This window comes from Phytobacter sp., from assembly GCF_059074235.1.
Window position 1 is genome coordinate 106296 of sequence record NZ_JCACPZ010000002.1, and the last position, 20101, is coordinate 126396.

The 20101-nt window shown below is 52.0% G+C and carries 17 protein-coding genes and 2 pseudogenes; 9 read left to right on the plus strand and 10 right to left on the minus strand.

The annotated features are described in order from the left end of the window. Positions 1-54 precede the first annotated feature (54 nt). The 4 genes from fdnG to fdhE are packed head-to-tail and all read left to right on the plus strand — an operon-like array spanning position 55 to position 5578. On the plus strand, positions 55-3105 hold the full coding sequence (gene fdnG / locus AC5JPW_RS03165; RefSeq protein ID WP_494238224.1) for a formate dehydrogenase-N subunit alpha: 3051 nt from the start codon (positions 55-57) through the stop codon (positions 3103-3105). Positions 3106-3117: 12 nt separating this feature from the next. Continuing rightward, a complete protein-coding gene (gene fdxH / locus AC5JPW_RS03170; RefSeq protein ID WP_494238225.1) occupies positions 3118-4020 on the plus strand; it encodes a formate dehydrogenase subunit beta in 903 nt (300 codons plus the stop codon). Beyond that, positions 4017-4652: a formate dehydrogenase cytochrome b556 subunit gene (gene fdoI / locus AC5JPW_RS03175; protein WP_494238226.1), complete on the plus strand. Its 636-nt coding sequence runs from the start codon at positions 4017-4019 to the stop codon at positions 4650-4652. Before fdxH ends, fdoI begins: the two co-directional genes overlap by 4 nt. Continuing rightward, complete coding sequence (gene fdhE / locus AC5JPW_RS03180) at positions 4649-5578, plus strand: formate dehydrogenase accessory protein FdhE (protein ID WP_494238227.1); 930 nt, start codon at positions 4649-4651, stop codon at positions 5576-5578. The genes fdoI and fdhE overlap by 4 nt, the downstream gene beginning before the upstream one ends. Before the next feature lie 35 nt (positions 5579-5613). Here fdhE and AC5JPW_RS03185 read toward each other — a convergent pair. After that, positions 5614-5901 (minus strand): annotated as a pseudogene (locus AC5JPW_RS03185) (PIN domain-containing protein); the annotation flags it as partial. Between the two features lie 132 nt (positions 5902-6033). Here AC5JPW_RS03185 and AC5JPW_RS03190 point away from each other — a divergent pair. Then, positions 6034-6942: an alpha/beta hydrolase gene (locus tag AC5JPW_RS03190; protein ID WP_494238228.1), complete on the plus strand. Its 909-nt coding sequence runs from the start codon at positions 6034-6036 to the stop codon at positions 6940-6942. Between the two features lie 44 nt (positions 6943-6986). On the opposite strand, the gene fabY is transcribed toward AC5JPW_RS03190, so the two are convergent. The 8 genes and pseudogenes from fabY to typA all read right to left on the minus strand — a co-directional run bounded on the left by fabY (position 6987) and on the right by typA (position 13858). Continuing rightward, the gene (gene fabY, locus AC5JPW_RS03195) at positions 6987-7928 is read right to left on the minus strand and encodes a fatty acid biosynthesis protein FabY (protein ID WP_494238229.1); all 942 of its coding nucleotides are present in this window, start codon (positions 7926-7928) and stop codon (positions 6987-6989) included. A 44-nt stretch (positions 7929-7972) separates the two neighbouring features. Next, positions 7973-8410 (minus strand): D-aminoacyl-tRNA deacylase, encoded by a 438-nt coding sequence (dtd, locus tag AC5JPW_RS03200; protein WP_494238230.1) that lies wholly within the window; start codon positions 8408-8410, stop codon positions 7973-7975. Then, the gene (locus AC5JPW_RS03205; protein WP_494238231.1) at positions 8407-9279 is read right to left on the minus strand and encodes a virulence factor BrkB family protein; all 873 of its coding nucleotides are present in this window, start codon (positions 9277-9279) and stop codon (positions 8407-8409) included. Before AC5JPW_RS03205 ends, dtd begins: the two co-directional genes overlap by 4 nt. Then, entirely contained in the window at positions 9273-9872 is a 600-nt protein-coding gene (yihX, locus tag AC5JPW_RS03210) for a glucose-1-phosphatase (protein ID WP_494238232.1), read from the minus strand. Before yihX ends, AC5JPW_RS03205 begins: the two co-directional genes overlap by 7 nt. A gap of 127 nt (positions 9873-9999) precedes the next feature. Continuing rightward, positions 10000-10490 (minus strand): annotated as a pseudogene (locus AC5JPW_RS03215) (DeoR/GlpR family DNA-binding transcription regulator); the annotation flags it as partial. Between the two features lie 117 nt (positions 10491-10607). Then, the gene (locus tag AC5JPW_RS03220) at positions 10608-11084 is read right to left on the minus strand and encodes a T6SS effector amidase Tae4 family protein (RefSeq protein WP_494238233.1); all 477 of its coding nucleotides are present in this window, start codon (positions 11082-11084) and stop codon (positions 10608-10610) included. Position 11085: 1 nt separating this feature from the next. Beyond that, positions 11086-11643, minus strand: a complete 558-nt coding sequence (locus tag AC5JPW_RS03225) for a Rap1a/Tai family immunity protein (RefSeq protein WP_494238234.1) — start codon at positions 11641-11643, stop codon at positions 11086-11088. A 388-nt stretch (positions 11644-12031) separates the two neighbouring features. Beyond that, positions 12032-13858: a ribosome-dependent GTPase TypA gene (gene typA / locus AC5JPW_RS03230; protein WP_494238235.1), complete on the minus strand. Its 1827-nt coding sequence runs from the start codon at positions 13856-13858 to the stop codon at positions 12032-12034. 381 nt (positions 13859-14239) lie between these two features. On the opposite strand from typA, the gene glnA reads away from it, so the two are divergent. The 4 genes from glnA (at position 14240) to AC5JPW_RS03250 (ending at position 18493) form a co-directional block, all read left to right on the plus strand. Beyond that, complete coding sequence (gene glnA / locus AC5JPW_RS03235) at positions 14240-15649, plus strand: glutamate--ammonia ligase (protein WP_494238236.1); 1410 nt, start codon at positions 14240-14242, stop codon at positions 15647-15649. A gap of 142 nt (positions 15650-15791) precedes the next feature. Further along, positions 15792-16841 carry a nitrogen regulation protein NR(II) gene (gene glnL, locus AC5JPW_RS03240; protein WP_494238237.1) on the plus strand — a complete coding sequence of 350 codons (1050 nt, stop codon included), beginning with the start codon at positions 15792-15794 and terminating at the stop codon, positions 16839-16841. A gap of 8 nt (positions 16842-16849) precedes the next feature. Beyond that, positions 16850-18259, plus strand: a complete 1410-nt coding sequence (glnG, locus tag AC5JPW_RS03245) for a nitrogen regulation protein NR(I) (protein WP_458045083.1) — start codon at positions 16850-16852, stop codon at positions 18257-18259. Between the two features lie 111 nt (positions 18260-18370). Further along, a complete protein-coding gene (locus tag AC5JPW_RS03250; RefSeq protein WP_494238238.1) occupies positions 18371-18493 on the plus strand; it encodes a YshB family small membrane protein in 123 nt (40 codons plus the stop codon). Positions 18494-18548: 55 nt separating this feature from the next. Here AC5JPW_RS03250 and hemN read toward each other — a convergent pair whose 3' ends face one another. Further along, positions 18549-19922, minus strand: a complete 1374-nt coding sequence (gene hemN, locus AC5JPW_RS03255) for an oxygen-independent coproporphyrinogen III oxidase (protein WP_494238239.1) — start codon at positions 19920-19922, stop codon at positions 18549-18551. Between the last annotated feature and the right edge of the window lie 179 nt (positions 19923-20101).

Sequence of the window (20101 nt, forward strand, 5' to 3'; positions counted from 1 at the left end):
CGACCGCAAAGTAAATAAAAAACCTCGTGACAATGTCGAAACAAGGAGTAAACCATGCAGGTCAGCAGAAGGCAGTTCTTTAAGATCTGCGCTGGCGGTATGGCAGGTACGACAGCAGCAGCACTGGGCTTTGCTCCAGGCGTGGCGCTGGCGGAAACGCGGCAATATAAACTACTGCGCACCCGTGAAACTCGAAACACCTGCACATACTGTTCCGTTGGCTGTGGGCTATTAATGTACAGCCTCGGTGACGGTGCGAAAAACGCCAAAGCATCTATTATCCATATCGAAGGCGATCCGGACCACCCGGTAAACCGTGGGGCACTCTGCCCGAAAGGCGCGGGTCTGCTGGATTTTGTCCACTCCGAAAGCCGCCTGAAATACCCCGAATATCGTGCACCTGGCTCCGATAAATGGCAGCAAATCACGTGGGATGATGCGTTTGATCGCATTGCCAAACTTATCAAGCAAGACCGCGATGCTAACTACATTGCGCAAAATGCGGAAGGCACGACCGTCAACCGCTGGCTCTCCACCGGGATGCTGTGCGCTTCTGCCTCCAGTAATGAAACCGGCTATTTAACCCAGAAATTTACCCGCGCCCTCGGCATGCTTGCCGTGGATAACCAGGCGCGTGTCTGACACGGACCAACGGTAGCAAGTCTTGCTCCAACATTTGGTCGCGGTGCGATGACCAACCACTGGGTAGATATGAAAAACGCCAACCTCATCGTTGTGATGGGTGGGAATGCGGCTGAAGCGCATCCGGTGGGATTCCGCTGGGCGATGGAAGCTAAAATCCATAATGGCGCCAAGTTAATCGTTATAGATCCTCGTTTTACGCGAACCGCTTCGGTCGCGGACTTTTACACGCCTATTCGTTCCGGGACGGACATTGCCTTCCTGTCCGGCGTGCTGCTCTACCTGCTGACCAACGAAAAATACAACCGTGAATACACCGAGGCTTACACCAACGCCAGCCTGATCGTGCGTGAGGACTTTGGCTTCGAAGATGGCCTGTTCACGGGTTATGACGCAGACAAGCGTAAATATGACAAGACCAGCTGGAACTACGAGCTGGATGATAAAGGCTTTGCCAAACGCGATACCACCCTCACCCATCCGCGTTGTGTATGGAATCTGCTGAAAGAGCACGTTTCTCGTTACACACCAGATGTGGTCGAAAACATCTGTGGTACACCAAAAGCCGACTTCCTGAAAGTCTGTGAATACATCGCAGAAACCAGCGCCCACGACAAAACCGCATCGTTCCTCTATGCCCTCGGCTGGACACAGCACTCCATTGGTGCACAAAACATCCGCACCATGGCGATGATTCAGTTGTTGCTCGGCAACATGGGAATGGCAGGTGGTGGCGTGAACGCACTACGTGGTCACTCCAACATTCAGGGCCTGACCGACTTAGGGCTGTTGTCGCAGAGTCTGACCGGCTACATGACGCTGCCAAGCGAAAAACAGGCCGATCTTCAGACCTATCTGACCGCAAACACGCCTAAACCGCTACTTGAGGGACAGGTCAACTACTGGGGCAACTACCCGAAATTCTTCGTCTCTCTTATGAAGGCCTTCTATGGCGACAAAGCCACGAAGGAGAATGACTGGGGCTTCGACTGGTTGCCGAAATGGGACAAAGGTTACGACGTCCTGCAGTATTTCGACATGATGTACAAAGGTCAGGTAAACGGTTATCTCTGCCAGGGCTTTAACCCGGTAGCGTCGTTCCCGAACAAGAACAAGGTCGTGGCGGCGCTGTCGAAACTGAAATTCCTGGTGACCATCGATCCACTCAACACCGAGACCTCCACCTTCTGGCAAAACCACGGTGAGTCGAACGATGTGGACTCATCGAAAATCCAGACCGAAGTCTTCCGTCTGCCCTGTACCTGCTTTGCCGAAGAAAACGGTTCTATCGTTAACTCCGGTCGCTGGCTGCAGTGGCACTGGAAAGGTCAGGATGCGCCAGGTGATGCGGTAACGGACGGCGAGATTCTGGCGGGTATCTTCTTACGCCTGCGCAAAATGTACGCCGAAGAAGGCGGCGCGAACCCGGAACAGGTCCTGAACATGACCTGGAACTACGCCACCCCACACGAACCGGCTTCAGAAGAAGTGGCGATGGAGAGTAACGGTAAGGCACTGGCCGATCTTATCGACCCGGCAACGGGGGCAGTGATCGTGAAAAAAGGCCAACAGCTCAGTTCGTTCGCCCAGTTGCGTGATGACGGTACCACCTCCAGCGGCTGCTGGATTTTCGCCGGAAGCTGGACGCCGGAAGGCAACCAGATGGCGCGCCGCGATAACGCCGATCCGTCAGGCCTCGGTAACACACTGGGGTGGGCATGGGCATGGCCGTTGAACCGCCGCATTCTCTATAACCGTGCCTCTGCTGATCCGCAGGGCAAACCCTGGGATCCAAAACGCCAGCTCCTGAAATGGGACGGGGCGAAGTGGAGTGGAATGGATGTTCCGGATTACAGCACTGCGGCACCAGGCAGCGATGTTGGACCGTTTATCATGCAGCCAGAAGGCATGGGACGTCTGTTCGCCACCGATAAGATGGCTGAAGGGCCATTCCCGGAACATTATGAGCCGTTTGAAACGCCACTCGGTACGAACCCGCTGCATCCAAACGTTGTCTCGAATCCTGCCGCTCGTGTCTTCAAGGACGATCTGGAGCAAATGGGCAAAGCGGACAAGTTCCCGTATGTCGGTACAACCTATCGTCTGACCGAACATTTCCACTACTGGACCAAACACGCATTGCTTAATGCCATTGCGCAGCCAGAACAGTTCGTGGAGATCGGGGAAAAACTGGCGGGTAAACTGGGTATCGTGCAGGGCGACACCGTAAAAGTCTCCTCTAACCGTGGCTACATTAAAGCCAAGGCCGTGGTGACTAAACGTATTCGCACGCTGAAAGTGCATGGGCAGGATGTGGATACCATCGGCATTCCTATTCACTGGGGTTATGAAGGCGTGGCGAAGAAAGGCTTTATCGCTAACACCCTGACCCCGTTTGTCGGTGACGCAAACACCCAGACGCCGGAATTTAAAGCGTTCCTGGTGAATGTGGAAAAGGTGTAACGGAGACGACTTATGGCTTATCAATCGCAAGACATTATCCGTCGTTCCGCGACTAACGGTTTCACCCCCGCGCCACAGGCGCGGGATCATCAACTGGAAGTGGCAAAGCTCATCGACGTGACCACCTGCATCGGCTGTAAGGCCTGCCAGGTGGCATGTTCAGAGTGGAATGACATCCGTGATGAAGTGGGACATAACGTCGGGGTTTACGATAACCCTGCCGATCTCACCGCAAAATCATGGACGGTGATGCGCTTCTCGGAAGTGGAACAAAACGACAAACTGGAGTGGCTCATCCGCAAAGATGGCTGCATGCACTGTGCCGATCCTGGCTGTCTGAAAGCCTGTCCGTCAGAAGGGGCTATCATTCAGTATGCCAATGGGATTGTCGACTTCCAGTCAGAACAGTGTATCGGCTGTGGCTACTGCATCGCCGGTTGTCCGTTCGACGTTCCACGCCTGAACCCGGAAGACAACCGCGTCTACAAATGTACGCTGTGCGTAGACCGTGTGACTGTCGGCCAGGAACCTGCCTGCGTAAAAACCTGCCCGACTGGCGCTATCCACTTCGGTTCGAAAGAGGACATGAAGGAGCTGGCAGGTGAGCGCGTTGCCGAACTGAAAACCCGAGGTTATGACAACGCAGGTCTGTACGATCCAGCCGGTGTTGGCGGTACACATGTCATGTACGTGCTGCACCATGCGGACAAACCAACGCTGTATCACGGTCTGCCGGAAAACCCGGAAATCAGTGCAACGGTGAAGTTCTGGAAAGGTATCTGGAAACCACTGGCTGCCGTTGGCTTTGCCGCAACGTTTGCAGCAAGTATCTTCCACTACGTCGGTGTCGGTCCGAACCGGGCAGAGGAAGAAGACGATAACCTGCACGAAGAGAAAGACGAGGTGCGCAAATGAAAAGACGTGACACCATCGTGCGCTACACGGCGCCGGAACGCATCAACCACTGGGTCACCGCCTTCTGCTTCGTGCTGGCGGCGGTGAGCGGACTGGGGTTCTTCTTCCCTTCCTTTAACTGGCTGATGCATATTCTTGGCACGCCACAGCTAGCGCGCATTCTGCATCCGTTCGTCGGCGTGGTGATGTTCGCCTCGTTCATCATCATGTTTTTCCGCTACTGGCACCATAACCTAATCAATCGGGATGATATCTTTTGGGCGAAGAATATTCATAAGATCGTCGTTAACGAGGAAGTGGGTGACACCGGGCGCTATAATTTCGGTCAGAAGTGTGTCTTCTGGGCGGCGATTATCCTGTTGGTACTGCTGCTGGTGAGTGGCATCATCATGTGGCGTCCGTACTTTGCACCTGCGTTCTCAATTCCGGTTATCCGATTTGCCATCATGCTGCATTCGTTTGCCGCAGTCGGGTTAATTGTGGTTATTATGGTGCATATCTACGCCGCCCTTTGGGTTAAAGGCACGATTACCGCCATGGTGGAAGGCTGGGTCACCAGCACGTGGGCGAAAAAACATCACCCACGCTGGTACCGGGAAGTCCGCCAGAAAAAGGAAAATACGACTGAATGAGTATTCGCATAATCCCGCAAGATGAGCTGGAGAAGAGCGATAAACGCACGGCGGAAGTGATTCCGCCGTTATTATTCCCCAGGCTGAAAAATCTCTATAACCGTCGTGCAGAACGCCTGCGCGAACTGGCTGAAAATAATCCGTTGGGTGACTATCTGCGCTTCGCGGCCCTGATCGCCCATGCGCAGGAAGTGGTGCTATACGACCATCCGCTGCAGATGGATTTGACCGCACGCATCAAAGAGGCCAACGACCAGGGCAAGCCACCACTGGATATTCACGTGCTGCCGCGCGATAAACACTGGCAGCGGTTGCTGCTCTCGTTGATCGCTGAGCTGAAGCCTGAAATGAGTGGCCCGGCGCTGTCCGTCATTGAGAATCTGGAAAAGTCATCTGAAAATGAGCTTGAGCAAATGGCGAGTGCGCTCTTTGCCTCCGACTTTGGCTCCGTGAGTAGCGACAAAGCGCCGTTTATCTGGGCCGCACTGTCGCTCTACTGGGCTCAGATGGCCAGCCTTATTCCTGGCAAAGCCCGCGCAGAATATGGCGAACAACGTCAGTTTTGCCCGGTATGCGGCTCCATGCCGGTTGCCAGCATGGTGCACATTGGCTCCACTCAGGGCTTACGCTATCTGCACTGCAATTTGTGCGAGACCGAGTGGCACGTGGTGCGCATCAAGTGCAGTAACTGCGAGCAAACGCGCGATTTGCATTACTGGTCTCTGGACAGCGAACAAGCGGCAATCAAAACAGAAAGCTGTGGCGACTGCGGCACTTACCTGAAAATTCTGTATCAGGAAAAAGACCCGAATGTGGAAGCCGTTGCGGACGATTTATCGTCGCTGGTGCTTGATGCGCGCATGGAGCAAGAAGGCTTTGCCCGCAGCTCTATTAACCCGTTCCTGTTCCCTGGTGAAGGACAGTAGCCACGTTACCTGTACCGGGCCGCGATTGCGCCCGGCTATAGTTGATAAGGTGTGACGACTCCCGGTATACCGGCAAAATCTTTCGTATTACGCGTCACTAACTCCCGGCGCTGAATTTGTGCCGTAGCCAGAATGATGGCATCAGGTAGCTTGATGCCATATTCCTGACGTAAGTTGACGCTCCGCTTAGCAATTTCCTGCGTAATATCGATGACTTCGAAGGCATTCAACGCATTTCGCGTCCGCTGTTCCTGCTGATACTTTTTCGCCCCCACCATCACCTCCATCCAGGTAATCAGGCTGATCGCATGTTGAGGAGGGTAAGTGATGTCTTTCCCTTCATTTCATCTTTGCGAGCCGCTTTCCAGATTGTGCCATCCTCTCAAAATCCCCATTTCCCTCTGCGTTTTTCCAGGTTATAACACTGTATATCCATACAGAAAGAGATGTGAAACATGGCGCTGGAAAAGGGTATTGCAGAACTGGTAAAGGATTTTATCGCCGCCGGGCGGCCTTCATCGCGAGATAAGAGTATTGATGACCGGAGGGCGGGCTACCTTGCCAGCGTGGTGTTAGCCGGTGAGACAGAACCCCGGGTGAGCGTTAAGGATATCAACCTTGAGGGTATGACATTTCGCATCTTCTCTCCCCTGGATGCGACAGGCGCATTACCGACGTTGATTTACTACCACGGCGGGTGCTTTATCAGCGGTGAATTTGCGACTCACGATAAACAACTCCGCCAGCTCGCCTTTTACAGTGGCTGTCGGGTGATTGCGGTGCAGTATCGACTTGCACCAGAACATCAGTTTCCGGCTGCACATGATGACGCACTGAGAGGAGCGGACATTGTCTGGCAGCACGCTGCCCAGCTTGGTGTAGATCGCCAAAAGATCACGCTGGCGGGCGACAGCGCGGGCGGGCATCTGGCACTGGTTACCGCGCTTCGGTTAAAAGCCGCAGATATATGGCTACCCGCTCAGCTCATACTTATTTACCCGATGCTGGACGCAACGGCCTATTTTGAAAGCTATGTCAGCAATGGTGTGGACTACGTAATCACCCGAGATGCACTCCTGAGCGGCTACGAAATGTATCTCGGTGACACTGATCCCATGCACCCGGAGGCCAGCCCGCTTTGGCGGGATGATTTCCATGGCCTTCCACCCACCCACGTCATCACTGCGGAATTTGATCCACTCAGCGACGAAGGCGAAGCGTTGTATCAGCGGCTAATCGAACAAGGCGTAGAGTGTACCTGCCAGCATCATCTCGGCGTGATACACGGCTTCTTCCAGTTGGCAGGGATCAGTCAGGCGGCACGCGGGGTGATACGGGATGTAGCCGGGCGATTAGCGGTTTAAGTATGCTCAGATAAACAAAGTCCGGCTTTCGCCGGACTCTGTTATCACTCTTCTTCGTTGCCGCCTTCTTCATAGGCCCCAAAGGGTTTGGCGGGAAGAACGATATACACTGCTTCAAACACGGCCCCCTGCACATCTTCGCCAAACAGCTCAACTTGCAGTTGTACTCGCGCTTTGCGTCCGCGGGCCAGTCTGTCGAGGTCACCGCTCAGCGAGCCCAGATCGGCGATTGCACTTGGCTTACCGGTTATGGGCGTGCTGTAACGAATATGTGCATCAGCAAGAATAATGGTCCCGCCAAGATGACGCTCGCGTAGCATCAGCCAGATAAGCCCCCAGCCGGTGAGTGTCGCTAGCGAAAACAGACTGCCGGCGAAAAGCGTATGGTGCGGATTCTGGTTGCCGGTTTCCGGCATGGTGGTGATAAATTTCTGTCCGGTGTACTGCTGAATGCGCACACCCATTTTTTCGCTGAGCGGAATGTGCTGATACCACGCCTGCTGTAACTGCCCGCACCAGTCGCCGCGGTGCAAAATGTCATCCAGCGTGGCGACAGGTTTGATCATTAGAAAGTGGCGTACCGGCGTGGTTTGCGGCGCGGTTATTTCACCTTCGTTGACGAACCCCAGTTTGGCGAAGAACTCCACCGCATCTTCACGGGCGCTACAAGTGACGCGCTTCACTCCTTCCTGACGAGCAACAGACTCGAGGGTCATTGCCATCAATGTCCCTAAGCCTTTGTCCTGCACGGAGGGGTGTACAGCCATGAAACGAATCGACGCTTCGTTATCTGCATTGATATAGAGCCGACCAACGGCCACCAGCTCACCCTCTTCATCCACAACCATTTGATGATGGGCCATGGCATCCCAGGCATCACGTTCGGAGCCTTTCGGTTGATGCAGCGGCTTGCGCAGCATCTCCCAACGGAACTGGTAGTAAAGCTCAAGCTCTTCTTCTGTTTGCGGTACGCGAAGGTGATACATAGCTGTATTCTCTCTTGTGACCCGGGGCAACACCGCAAGCTGGCTCATACTTGCAACCAGAACGTTACGGGGCCGTCGTTGACCAGTGAAACCTGCATATCTGCGGCGAATCGCCCGGTTTTTGTTTCCATTTGCTGACTGCGACAGCGGCTAACGAAGTAGTCATACAGCGCTTCGGCCTTTTCCGGCGCAGCCCCTCTGGAAAAACCCGGGCGCATACCGCGCTCGGTATCCGCCGCCAGCGTAAATTGTGATACGACCAGCACACTACCACCGGATTGTTGAACATTGAGGTTCATCTTGCCGTCAGCATCGCTGAAAATACGATAACCCAGCACGCGCTCGCACAGGCGATTCGCTTTTTGCTCGTCATCTTCCCTTTCGACACCTAACAACACCAAAAGTCCCGGGCCAATTTCACCCGTCACTTCCCCCGCCACGGACACGCTGGCCTGGGATACGCGTTGAATCAATGCAATCATGGTTGGTCTGCTTCTTCTTGTTCTGCTGCGGTTTTTAGTTTTCGGTATTCTCCGAGAGTGACAGTTATTTCCGCACCAAGCAAGACGATACACCAGGTCCAGTAGACCCAAAGAAACAGGATAGGGATGACAGCCAGCACGCCATAGATGAGCTGATAAGATGGAAATGTGGTGATATAAAGCGCGAACCCTTTTTTACCCGCTTCAAAGAGCACTGCGGCGACAAAAGCACCGACAATAGCATCACGATTGGGCACCCGGGTGGTCGGCACAATACTGTAAAGCAGCCAAAATGAGAGCCACGATAAAATCAACGGGAAGATGCGCAGCACATCATCAATGACCGTATTGAGGTCACTGGCCCAACGTAGCGACAGCAAATATGAACTGATAGCCAGACTCGCACCGGCCAGCAATGGCCCCAGTGTCAAAATCATCCAGTAAACCGCAAAGGAATAGACGCGTGGACGCACACGGGTACTGCGCCAGATGGCGTTCAGCGCACTGTCGATGGAATACATCAGCAAGAGCGAAGTGATAACCAGACCACAGGCCCCTACCGCCGTCATCTTGCTGGAGTTTGCGACAAACTGCTCAATATAGTTTTGAATCACGTCACCCGTGGTCGGGATGAAATTGGCAAATACAAAGTGACGCAACTGGATGCTGACATCAGCAAACATAGGAAACGCGGAGAACAAGGCGAAAATCACCGCCACCAGCGGCACCAGTGAAAGCAACGAGACGTAGGCGAGATTGCCCGCCAACGTCGTCATATGGTCTTCATCGATACGCTGCCAGAGCAGTTTGATCCACGCCCAGAGTGGCCGCGTGTGGTGTTTTGCTTTATGACGGAAAATTTTTAACATAACTGCTTCACGAAATAGTCAGGAAGGGTGTTTTTACCCGTCACCAGTATACTGGTGATCCCTAACCGATTGGCCCCTTCTATATTGTCAGCATTGTCATCAAAGAAGACCGCATCCGCCGCGCTAAACCCTTCAAGTGCCAGCACTTGCTGATAAATCCTCGCTTCCGGTTTACGCATCCCCATCTCCTGGGAAAGATAAACATGGTCAGCAGCAGCATGAATTTCAGGATATTGATCGGGCCAGAATGTGGTGTGCAGGCGGTTGGTGTTGGAAAGCACGACGACGCGGTGCCCCTGCTCGCGCAGTTGCTGCATGATGGTTATCACCTCTTTGCGCAGTGAGACAAAGACCGCCTGCCAGCCCGTCGCAAACTGCTCATAGCTGAGCGGCAATTCCATCTCTTCACATAACGCTTTGGCGAAGTCTTCATCGCTGAGCTCACCCCGCTCGTGCTGGCGAAACGGCTCACCCATATTGAAGCTCTGCTTCAGTGACGCCAACGGCACGCGGCTGAAATCGCTCCATGCGCCCAGTACCCGATTGAAGTCGATATCAACAATCACATTACCCAAATCAAAGATATAGAGCATTTCCCTCTCCTTGTTTGCCGTGGAAAGTTAACTGTAGCGGGAAAGTCAGAGGTTGAATAGTTCACCCACTCACGCGAGCGAAAGGAAGGTTATTCGAGGGATAAATACTTTGCAGTACAACTGTCTATCAAACGCTTGCTTCAGAAGCGACCTGCTCAACAGCAATGTGGTTCATTTCTATCTGGTGACTTTTCAACACCTGATTGATCGATGTCGGGGCGTTTTGTCACTGAACAAAGCGGTAATCTGGCTGATAGTGCCAATCTCAACGGCTGCAGAGGCATGGAATTTAGTGTGATCGGAAGCCAGTAAAATTTGCCTCGAATGGGCCATCATCGCTTTAACGACAGCAGCTTCATTCACATCAAACTCCAGGAGTGCGCCGTCGTGTTCAATGTCTCCAGCGCTGGTTACCAGATAATCGGCCCGGAATCCCTCCACAAAATGAGTCGCCGCCTGACCTATGATACCGCCATTGTGCGCCCGCAGCGTTCCGCCAGGAACCATCACTTCAAACTGCGGATTCTTATACAAAATATGCGCCACACGTAAGCTATTGGTAATAATGCGCAGATGTTGATGATTCAGTAATGACCGGGCGACATGCTCAACCATTGTAACAACACGCCAGCAATAGCTGATTTTCTGGTAGACCACTACGAAATGGAGTACTACCAATCGCTATTATTGTGAATATCGACCATGTTATGGTCATCACTCTCTGCACAACATTTATTATTTCAACTCCCAGAACCATATTTCTTTACAGTTAAAAAAACAGTCTGAATTGCAAGTAAAACCTGCGGAGGAGAGTTCGATAAGATCAATATGCCCACCGCCATAGCCAGTAATTTTCCAGAAAAAAACCACACCTTTCCTGCTACCTAATTCCTTCCTGAACTTTTCAGAGTCATGCCAGATAATAGGTTTTCCAAAGGCCCCTGCGTAAGAGAGTTGATCGGCAAGTAATTTTGCACCTGTTTCTATTTTTTTTCCTTTCAGATTACCTTTTCTGATGGTCAGTCGTCCGGCATGCTTAACACCTGATTTGAGCAATGCCAGGCTCATGCGGGTAGCACATGTGTTTACATATCCAATATCTTGCTGTTGAAGTACCTGATAATTATGACCTAAGTCATCGTAAAGATCCTCACCAGAAACAACCTTCGCTGAGTAATGAAATTTTTTAAGTACAGAGTATAAAGGTCTCATGTTATTTCTCTTTTTTACATGGGTAATTTTTCAACTTATTCAGTACAATGACCGCTGCACGTTCATTAAGTTTTTCCGGTGATAGTTTTTTAAAACTCCAGAAAACAACCTCATCAAGAGTAACATTTTTTATTTTTTTATATCCGCACCAGACCTTACCTTCAGAGTAATCCTTAATGCCAAGCAGGTATATTTTTGCATTATATTCATCCTGTTTATTATCAGATCGCCAGAAGCGAAAGAAATCATTTGCGCTCAGATTAAACACATCAGGTGTTAGGTGCAAAACTGAAGATAGCTGGTCGGTTTTTCTTTCCTGCGACAGGATGTTTTGACAGGGGGATGCATTGACTAAAGCCATTGTAATGAGCGTTGACGCTCTTACATTTTTACTTTTTCCGGATTGCTGACTGACATAATTAAGCACAGAGGAATATAGAATTGTTTTGTCAACGTTTTTATACTTACACCATATCCTCCCTTCTGTTGCATCAGCCACACCCAGTACATACATTAATGTGGTTTCTTTTTCCTCTGGTGAGCCATTGTTATAGTACATCAGAAAATCCTGCGTACTAAGATTAACATGATCTGGCTCTATGATTTTCCGACTATACCCTGTATCAGCAAAAATTTTTATTGAGAACAAACTTAAACAAGCCATTAAAAAATAACAAGCACAGTGCCGCATATTATACATCCTGTATTAAATAAGGAACTCGCTAAAAATTATGACATGTTTTTATTTTAGGGGTTGTAAGTTCATATATATTTATTAAATGAATAACTCAAAATAAAATACGGCAGAGATAACGCCATCCTAAACAAATTTCTGTAAAAGTAAGTGCTCGTGATCACTATTAATCATAAAAAATTAACTAATGGACTAATAAAAAACCCCGGCGAGTTTTCACTCTTCCGGGGTTTCACACATCAGACCGCGTTGCTTACGCTTCTTTCGGTCCACGACCAGCGCGTTTGCGGTCGTTTTCGGTCAGGTGGCGTTTACGAATACGCACGGAGGTAGGGGTAACTTCTACCAGTTCGTCGTCATCGATAAACTCCAGAGCCTGTTCCAGAGTCATCTTGATCGGTGGAACCAGAACCGTTGCTTCGTCTGTACCAGACGCACGCATGTTGGTCAGTTTCTTACCGGTCAGGCAGTTTACAGTCAGGTCGTTAGAACGGCTGTGAATACCGATGATCTGGCCTTCATAAACTTCTGCACCGTGACCCAGGAACAGCTTACCGCGGTCCTGCAGGCTGAACAGTGCAAACGCAACTGCTTTACCCTGGCCGTTGGAGATCAGCACGCCGTTGTTACGCTGGCCGATTTCGCCCGGACGCACGTCGTCGTAGTGGCTGAAGGTGGAGTACAGCAGACCGGTACCGGAGGTCATGGTCATGAACTCAGTACGGAAGCCGATCAGGCCACGTGCAGGGATCAGGTAGTCCAGACGGATACGGCCTTTGCCATCAGGGATCATGTCTTTGACATCGCCCTTACGCTCACCCATAGCCTGCATCACAGAACCCTGGTGCTGTTCTTCGATATCCAGCGTCACGTTCTCGAACGGCTCTTGCATGCGGCCGTCAATCAAGCGGTTGATTACTTTCGGACGGGACACAGCCAGTTCGAAGCCTTCACGACGCATGTTTTCGATAAGAACAGACAGGTGCAACTCACCACGACCGGATACGCGGAACGCATCGGAGTCTTCGGTTTCTTCAACGCGCAGTGCAACGTTGTGTACCAGTTCTTTGTTCAGACGCTCAAGGATCTGACGAGAAGTAACGAACTTACCTTCTTTACCACAGAACGGAGAGGTGTTGACGTTGAAGAACATGGTTACGGTCGGCTCATCGACGGACAGTGCCGGCAGAGCTTCTACGTTCTGCGTATCGCAAAGCGTATCGGAAATGTTCAGTTCGCCCAGACCGGTGATAGCGATGATGTCGCCCGCTTCGGCTTCGGTGGACTCAATACGTTCCAGACCGAGGTGAGTCAGTACCTTACCGACTTTACCGTTACGCGTTTTACCTTCGCTGTCGATCAGAGTGATCTGCTGGTTAGGTTTAACTTTACCGCGCTTGATACGACCGATGCCGATAACACCAACGTAGTTGTTGTAGTCGAGCTGAGAGATCTGCATCTGGAACGGACCATCCAGGTCAACGTTCGGCGCTGGTACGTGGTCAACAATCGCCTGGTACAGCGGGGTCATGTCTTCCGCCATCTCATTGTGATCGTTACCAGCGATACCCATCAATGCGGATGCATAGATGATTGGGAAATCGAGCTGCTCGTCGGTCGCATCCAGGTTTACGAACAGGTCAAATACCTGATCGACAACCCAGTCAGGACGCGCGCCAGGACGGTCAACTTTGTTGATAACCACGATTGGCTTCAAACCATGGGCAAATGCCTTTTTGGTTACGAAGCGAGTCTGCGGCATTGGGCCATCCATTGCGTCAACAACCAGCAGTACGGAGTCTACCATGGACATTACACGTTCAACTTCACCACCGAAGTCGGCGTGACCCGGGGTATCAACGATGTTGATACGGTAGTCATTCCATTTGATAGCGGTGTTTTTAGCGAGGATGGTAATCCCACGCTCTTTCTCCAAATCATTGGAGTCCATCACGCGTTCGGTGGCTTCAGCACGTTCGTTACTGAAGGTACCAGATTGCTGCAGCAGCTTATCAACCAGGGTAGTTTTACCATGGTCAACGTGCGCGATGATGGCGATATTACGCAGATTTTCGATCACAACTTTGCCTCAGGCATTTAGAAATAGCGCGTTATTGTACACGGATTAATCGCACTACAAAACAGGATCACAAACATCCTCCGCAAACAAGTATTGCAGAGATGCTTTGTGATCACTTTCACGAAGCGAAACAGGGGCACTTTAATGAAAATTGCACCAACATGGTGCTCAATGTTCACACCAAGGCACTATACTGGTGCAATATAACCATCATGGTGCAGCCCGTTTGCACTATGGTGCGCATAATAGCGCCTTTTTAGTGACATTTAAAAGTTGGCATAGATTTCGCTTTATAAAATTTATGGCAACAACGCCAGATTGACGCAGTATTTGCAGACCTCGTTACCACGACGACAATGATAAATCCGGGAGAGTTTAAGTATGTCCGCTGAACACGTATTGACGATGCTGAATGAGCACGAAGTGAAATTTGTTGATTTGCGCTTCACCGATACCAAAGGTAAAGAACAGCACGTCACCATTCCGGCTCATCAGGTTAATGCCGAATTCTTTGAAGAAGGCAAAATGTTTGACGGCTCCTCGATTGGTGGCTGGAAAGGCATTAACGAATCTGACATGGTTCTGATGCCGGACGCATCTACCGCTCTCATTGACCCGTTCTACGAAGAACCGACTCTGATCATCCGCTGCGACATCCTGGAACCAGGTACCCTGCAGGGCTACGATCGTGACCCACGTTCTATCGCTAAACGCGCTGAAGAATACCTGCGTTCTACGGGTCTTGCTGACACCGTTCTGTTCGGGCCAGAGCCAGAATTCTTCCTGTTCGACGATATCCGTTTTGGTGCGTCCATCTCCGGTTCCCACGTTGCTATCGATGATATCGAAGGCGCATGGAACTCCTCCACCAAATACGAAGGCGGCAACAAAGGCCACCGTCCTGGCGTGAAAGGCGGTTACTTCCCGGTTCCTCCGGTCGATTCTTCACAGGACATCCGTTCTACCATGTGTCTGATCATGGAAGAGATGGGCCTTGTTGTTGAAGCGCATCACCACGAAGTGGCAACTGCTGGTCAGAACGAAATCGCTACCCGCTTCAACACTATGACCAAGAAAGCGGACGAAATTCAGATCTACAAATATGTGGTTCACAACGTTGCTCACCGCTTCGGTAAAACCGCAACCTTTATGCCGAAACCGATGTTCGGTGATAACGGTTCCGGTATGCACTGCCACATGTCTCTGTCCAAGAATGGCGTAAACCTGTTCTCTGGCGACAAATATGCGGGTCTGTCTGAGCAGGCGCTGTTCTACATCGGCGGTGTTATTAAACACGCTAAAGCAATCAACGCCCTGGCTAACCCGACCACCAACTCCTACAAGCGTCTGGTCCCGGGTTACGAAGCACCGGTTATGCTGGCTTACTCTGCGCGTAACCGTTCTGCATCCATCCGTATTCCAGTGGTTGCGTCCCCGAAAGCACGTCGTATCGAAGTGCGCTTCCCGGACCCAGCTGCCAACCCGTACCTGTGCTTCGCAGCGCTGCTGATGGCTGGTCTTGATGGTATCAAGAACAAAATCCACCCGGGCGAAGCCATGGACAAAAACCTGTATGACCTGCCACCGGAAGAAGCGAAAGAGATCCCACAGGTTGCTGGTTCTCTGGAAGAAGCACTGAACGCTCTGAACGAAGACCGCGAGTTCCTGACTGCGGGTGGCGTATTCACCGACGACGCTATCGATGCTTACATCGCACTGCGTATCGAAGAAAACGACCGCGTACGCATGACTCCGCACCCGGTAGAGTTCGAGCTGTACTACAGCGTTTAATAAGTCGTTTTATTGTTGCCGTGGAAACTTTCAGCCCATCTTCGGATGGGCTTTTTTCTCCGCCAACAACCTGAATGCCGGCCTTTTTTACCCATAAAACGCTATACTGCACTAAAATAGTGCAATCCTGGGAGACTGCTAGATGGCGAGTGGCTCGTTGCCCGATGCTGGGCAGATCCTCAATTCTTTAATCAACAGTATCTTGCTGGTTGATGATGAGCTGGCGGTGCATTACGCCAATCCGGCCGCACAACAGCTACTGGCGCAAAGTTCGCGTAAATTATTCGGCACGCCGTTGCCGGAACTGCTGAGCTATTTTTCACTCAACATCGTCCTGATGCGTGAAAGCCTTAATGCCGGGCAGGGATTTACGGATAACGAAGTGACACTCGTGATTGATGGTCGCTCACATATTCTGTCGTTAACGGCGCAACGGTTACCTGACGGCCTGATTCTACTGGAGATGGCGCCGATGGATAATCAGCGACGTCTAAGCCAGGAACAGTTACAGCACGCTCAGCAGGTCGCCGCTCGCGATCTGGTGCGAGGCCTGGCGCATGAGATTAAAAACCCGCTGGGTGGTTTGCGTGGTGCGGCGCAGCTGCTTGCTAAAGCATTGCCAGATCCGTCGCTAACGGAATACACCAAAGTGATCATCGAGCAGGCTGACCGGTTGCGTAATCTGGTCGACAGACTGTTAGGGCCGCAACAGCCTGGCATGCACGTGACCGAAAGTATCCACAAAGTCGCTGAGCGCGTGGTGAAACTGGTCTCGATGGAGCTGCCCGATAATGTCACCCTGGTGCGTGATTACGATCCGAGCTTACCTGAGCTGGCGCATGACCCCGATCAGATTGAACAGGTTTTACTGAACATCGTCCGCAACGCTTTGCAGGCACTTGGCCCGGAAGGCGGCGAAATTATTTTGCGAACGCGTACGGCCTTCCAGTTAACACTGCACGGCGTACGTTATCGCCTCGCTGCACGGATTGATGTGGAAGATAACGGGCCGGGTATTCCCTCACATTTACAGGACACGCTGTTCTACCCCATGGTCAGCGGACGTGAAGGCGGCACCGGACTGGGTTTATCTATCGCTCGCAGTTTGATCGATCAACATTCTGGCAAAATTGAATTCACCAGTTGGCCAGGCCATACCGAGTTTTCGGTGTTCCTGCCTATTCGGAAATAGAGGTGTTTATGCAACGAGGGATAGTCTGGATCGTTGATGACGATAGCTCCATCCGTTGGGTGCTTGAACGCGCGCTCACCGGTGCTGGCTTGAACTGCACGACCTTTGAAAATGCGAACGAAGTGCTTGATGCACTGACCACCAAAACCCCTGACGTGCTGCTGTCAGATATCCGTATGCCCGGGATGGACGGTCTCGCCCTGTTAAAGCAGATAAAACAGCGTCATCCGATGCTTCCGGTCATCATAATGACCGCCCATTCGGATCTCGATGCTGCCGTCAGTGCTTATCAACAAGGGGCATTTGATTATTTGCCGAAGCCTTTCGATATTGACGAGGCGGTAGCGCTGGTTGAACGCGCTATCAGTCATTATCAGGAACAGCAGCAGCCGCGCAACGTACAGGTGAGCGGGCCAACCACCGATATCATCGGTGAAGCGCCGGCAATGCAGGACGTGTTTCGTATCATTGGCCGCCTGTCGCGCTCTTCTATTAGCGTGTTGATTAATGGTGAGTCAGGAACGGGTAAAGAGCTCGTGGCCCATGCGCTGCATCGTCACAGTCCACGCGTTAAAGCCCCTTTTATTGCGCTGAACATGGCGGCAATTCCGAAAGATTTGATTGAATCGGAGCTGTTTGGTCACGAAAAAGGGGCATTTACCGGCGCAAACACCATTCGTCAGGGCCGTTTTGAGCAGGCGGACGGTGGCACCTTATTCCTTGATGAAATCGGTGACATGCCGCTGGATGTGCAGACACGTCTACTGCGTGTGCTGGCAGACGGGCAGTTCTATCGCGTGGGGGGCTATGCTCCCGTGAAGGTGGATGTGCGCATTATTGCTGCGACCCATCAAAATCTCGAACTGCGCGTGCAGGAGGGGAAATTCCGTGAGGATCTGTTCCACCGCCTGAACGTTATCCGGGTGCATTTGCCGCCGCTGCGCGAGCGCCGTGAAGATATCCCCCGCCTGGCGCGCCACTTTTTGCAGGTTGCCGCCCGCGAACTGGGCGTCGAAGCGAAGCTGCTGCATCCGGAAACGGAAGCCGCTCTGACGCGTCTCGCCTGGCAGGGTAACGTGCGCCAACTGGAAAACACCTGCCGTTGGCTGACGGTGATGGCCGCAGGCCAGGAAGTGTTAATCCAGGATTTGCCGGCTGAATTGTTTGAAACCACCGTGCCGGATAGTCCTTCGCAAACGCTGCCTGACAGTTGGGCAACCTTGCTGGCGCAATGGGCCGATCGTGCCCTGCGTTCCGGTCATCAAAACTTGCTTTCTGAAGCACAGCCCGAGATGGAACGCACACTGCTCACGACTGCGCTGAGACACACGCAGGGTCACAAACAAGAGGCAGCTCGCCTGCTCGGATGGGGCCGTAACACCCTGACGCGCAAGCTGAAAGAGTTGGGAATGGAGTAATAACCTGACAAATTGTAAAGATTGAATAGTGAGCGCAAATTGCTGCAATTTTGCGCTTTACTGTTCCGATGAGTTCAGTATGATCTCGCCCGTTCACGGGGGAACTGAATCATGCTGCAATCATTAATTAACATGGTCTCAAGTGGTGCTGAAATCGGTGCCGCAGCGGGCCACACACCTCAAGCTGCCGTTGCAGCAGTACTCTGCGCTGCATTGTTTGGGTTGTTTAGCTGATACGCATCAGGCCTACGAACGTTTGCGATTTGTAGGCCTGATACGTGAAGCTGGATTAAATAACCCGTGAGAACTGCTGCATACGTGCTTTCTGGCGCAAATAGACGTCAAAACACATGCAAATATTGCGAATCAGTAACCGTCCCTTCGCCGTCACCTGAATCCCCTGTTCGTTTATCGCCACCAGCCCGTCTTTCGCCAGCGGCGCAAGCAGTTGCAAATCTTCGGCAAAGTATTCTTTGAAATCCAGATCCCACTGTTTTTCCACGGCAGCAAAATCCAGGCTGAAGTGACAAATCAGCGCCTTAATCACATCGCGACGAATACAATCATCCCGAGTGAGCGCAATACCCCGCCATAACGCGTTGCCGGTCTCATCCACCAGCTGGTAGTAGCTCTTCAGCTCTTTTTGGTTCTGCGCGTAGCTGTCGCCAATCATGCTGATTGCGGACACGCCCATCCCCAGCAGATCCGAATCGCCCTGCGTGGTGTAACCCTGGAAGTTGCGGTGCAATACCCCTTCCCGCTGGGCTACGGCCAGTTCGTCATCCGGGCGGGCGAAATGGTCCATCCCGATGAACTGGTAGCCCGCATCAGTTAGCGAGGTAATGGTCTGTTGCAGAATATCCAGCTTTTGCTGCGCAGAGGGTAAATCTGCATCTTTAATCTTACGCTGTGCCGCGAACAGGGTCGGCAGATGAGCGTAGTTAAACACGCTCAGACGGTCCGGGTTGAGCTCTGCGACCCGGCTAAGGGTGAAGGCGAAGCTTTCAGGTGTTTGCTTTGGCAGACCGTAAATCAGGTCGATATTGGTCGATGTGAAGCCAATCTCACGTGCACGCTTAATCAGCGCGAAGATGAAGTCTTCATCCTGCTCACGGTTGACCAGACGCTGAACCTCTTTATTGAAGTCCTGCACGCCCATGCTCAGCCGGTTAAAGCCTTCAGCTCGCAGGTGGTCAAGAACGTCGAGTTCAATCTCTCGTGGGTCCACTTCAATGGAGATTTCAGCATCCGGGTCAAACTGGAAATGTTCACGCAGTAGCCCCATCAGGCGGCTGATTTGCGCCTTATCCAGATAGGTTGGCGTGCCGCCACCCCAGTGCAACTGGCTGACGCGACGGTCAGTGAACAGCGGCGCACGGTGGAGGATCTCCTGCTCCAGCGCATCCAGATACTGATCGGCTTTGTGCTGCTGGCGGGTGACAATCTTATTGCAGCCACAAAAGTAGCAGAGTTTGTGGCAGAACGGGATGTGCACATACAGCGAAAGCGGCCGACCAGGATAGCGGGCAACGGCAGCACGGAAATCGTCTTCGCGGTAGGTGTCGGAAAACTCAAGCGCAGTGGGATACGACGTGTAGCGCGGCCCGGAATAGTTATATTTCTGGATGAGGGCCAGATCCCAGTCAATACATTGCTCAGACATGCTCACTCCTTCCGATGATGCCGCTGTCGTTTACGGCGGCCCGGCCTGACCGCTTGTCGGGTCATGAGCCGGTTGCGCAGCCACACTTTGCGCTGCGACAACCGCTGTAGTTTAACGAATAACCACACCAGATAACATATAACCGGAAGGGTTATAAGCAGGACGGGTAAGCCCATGCG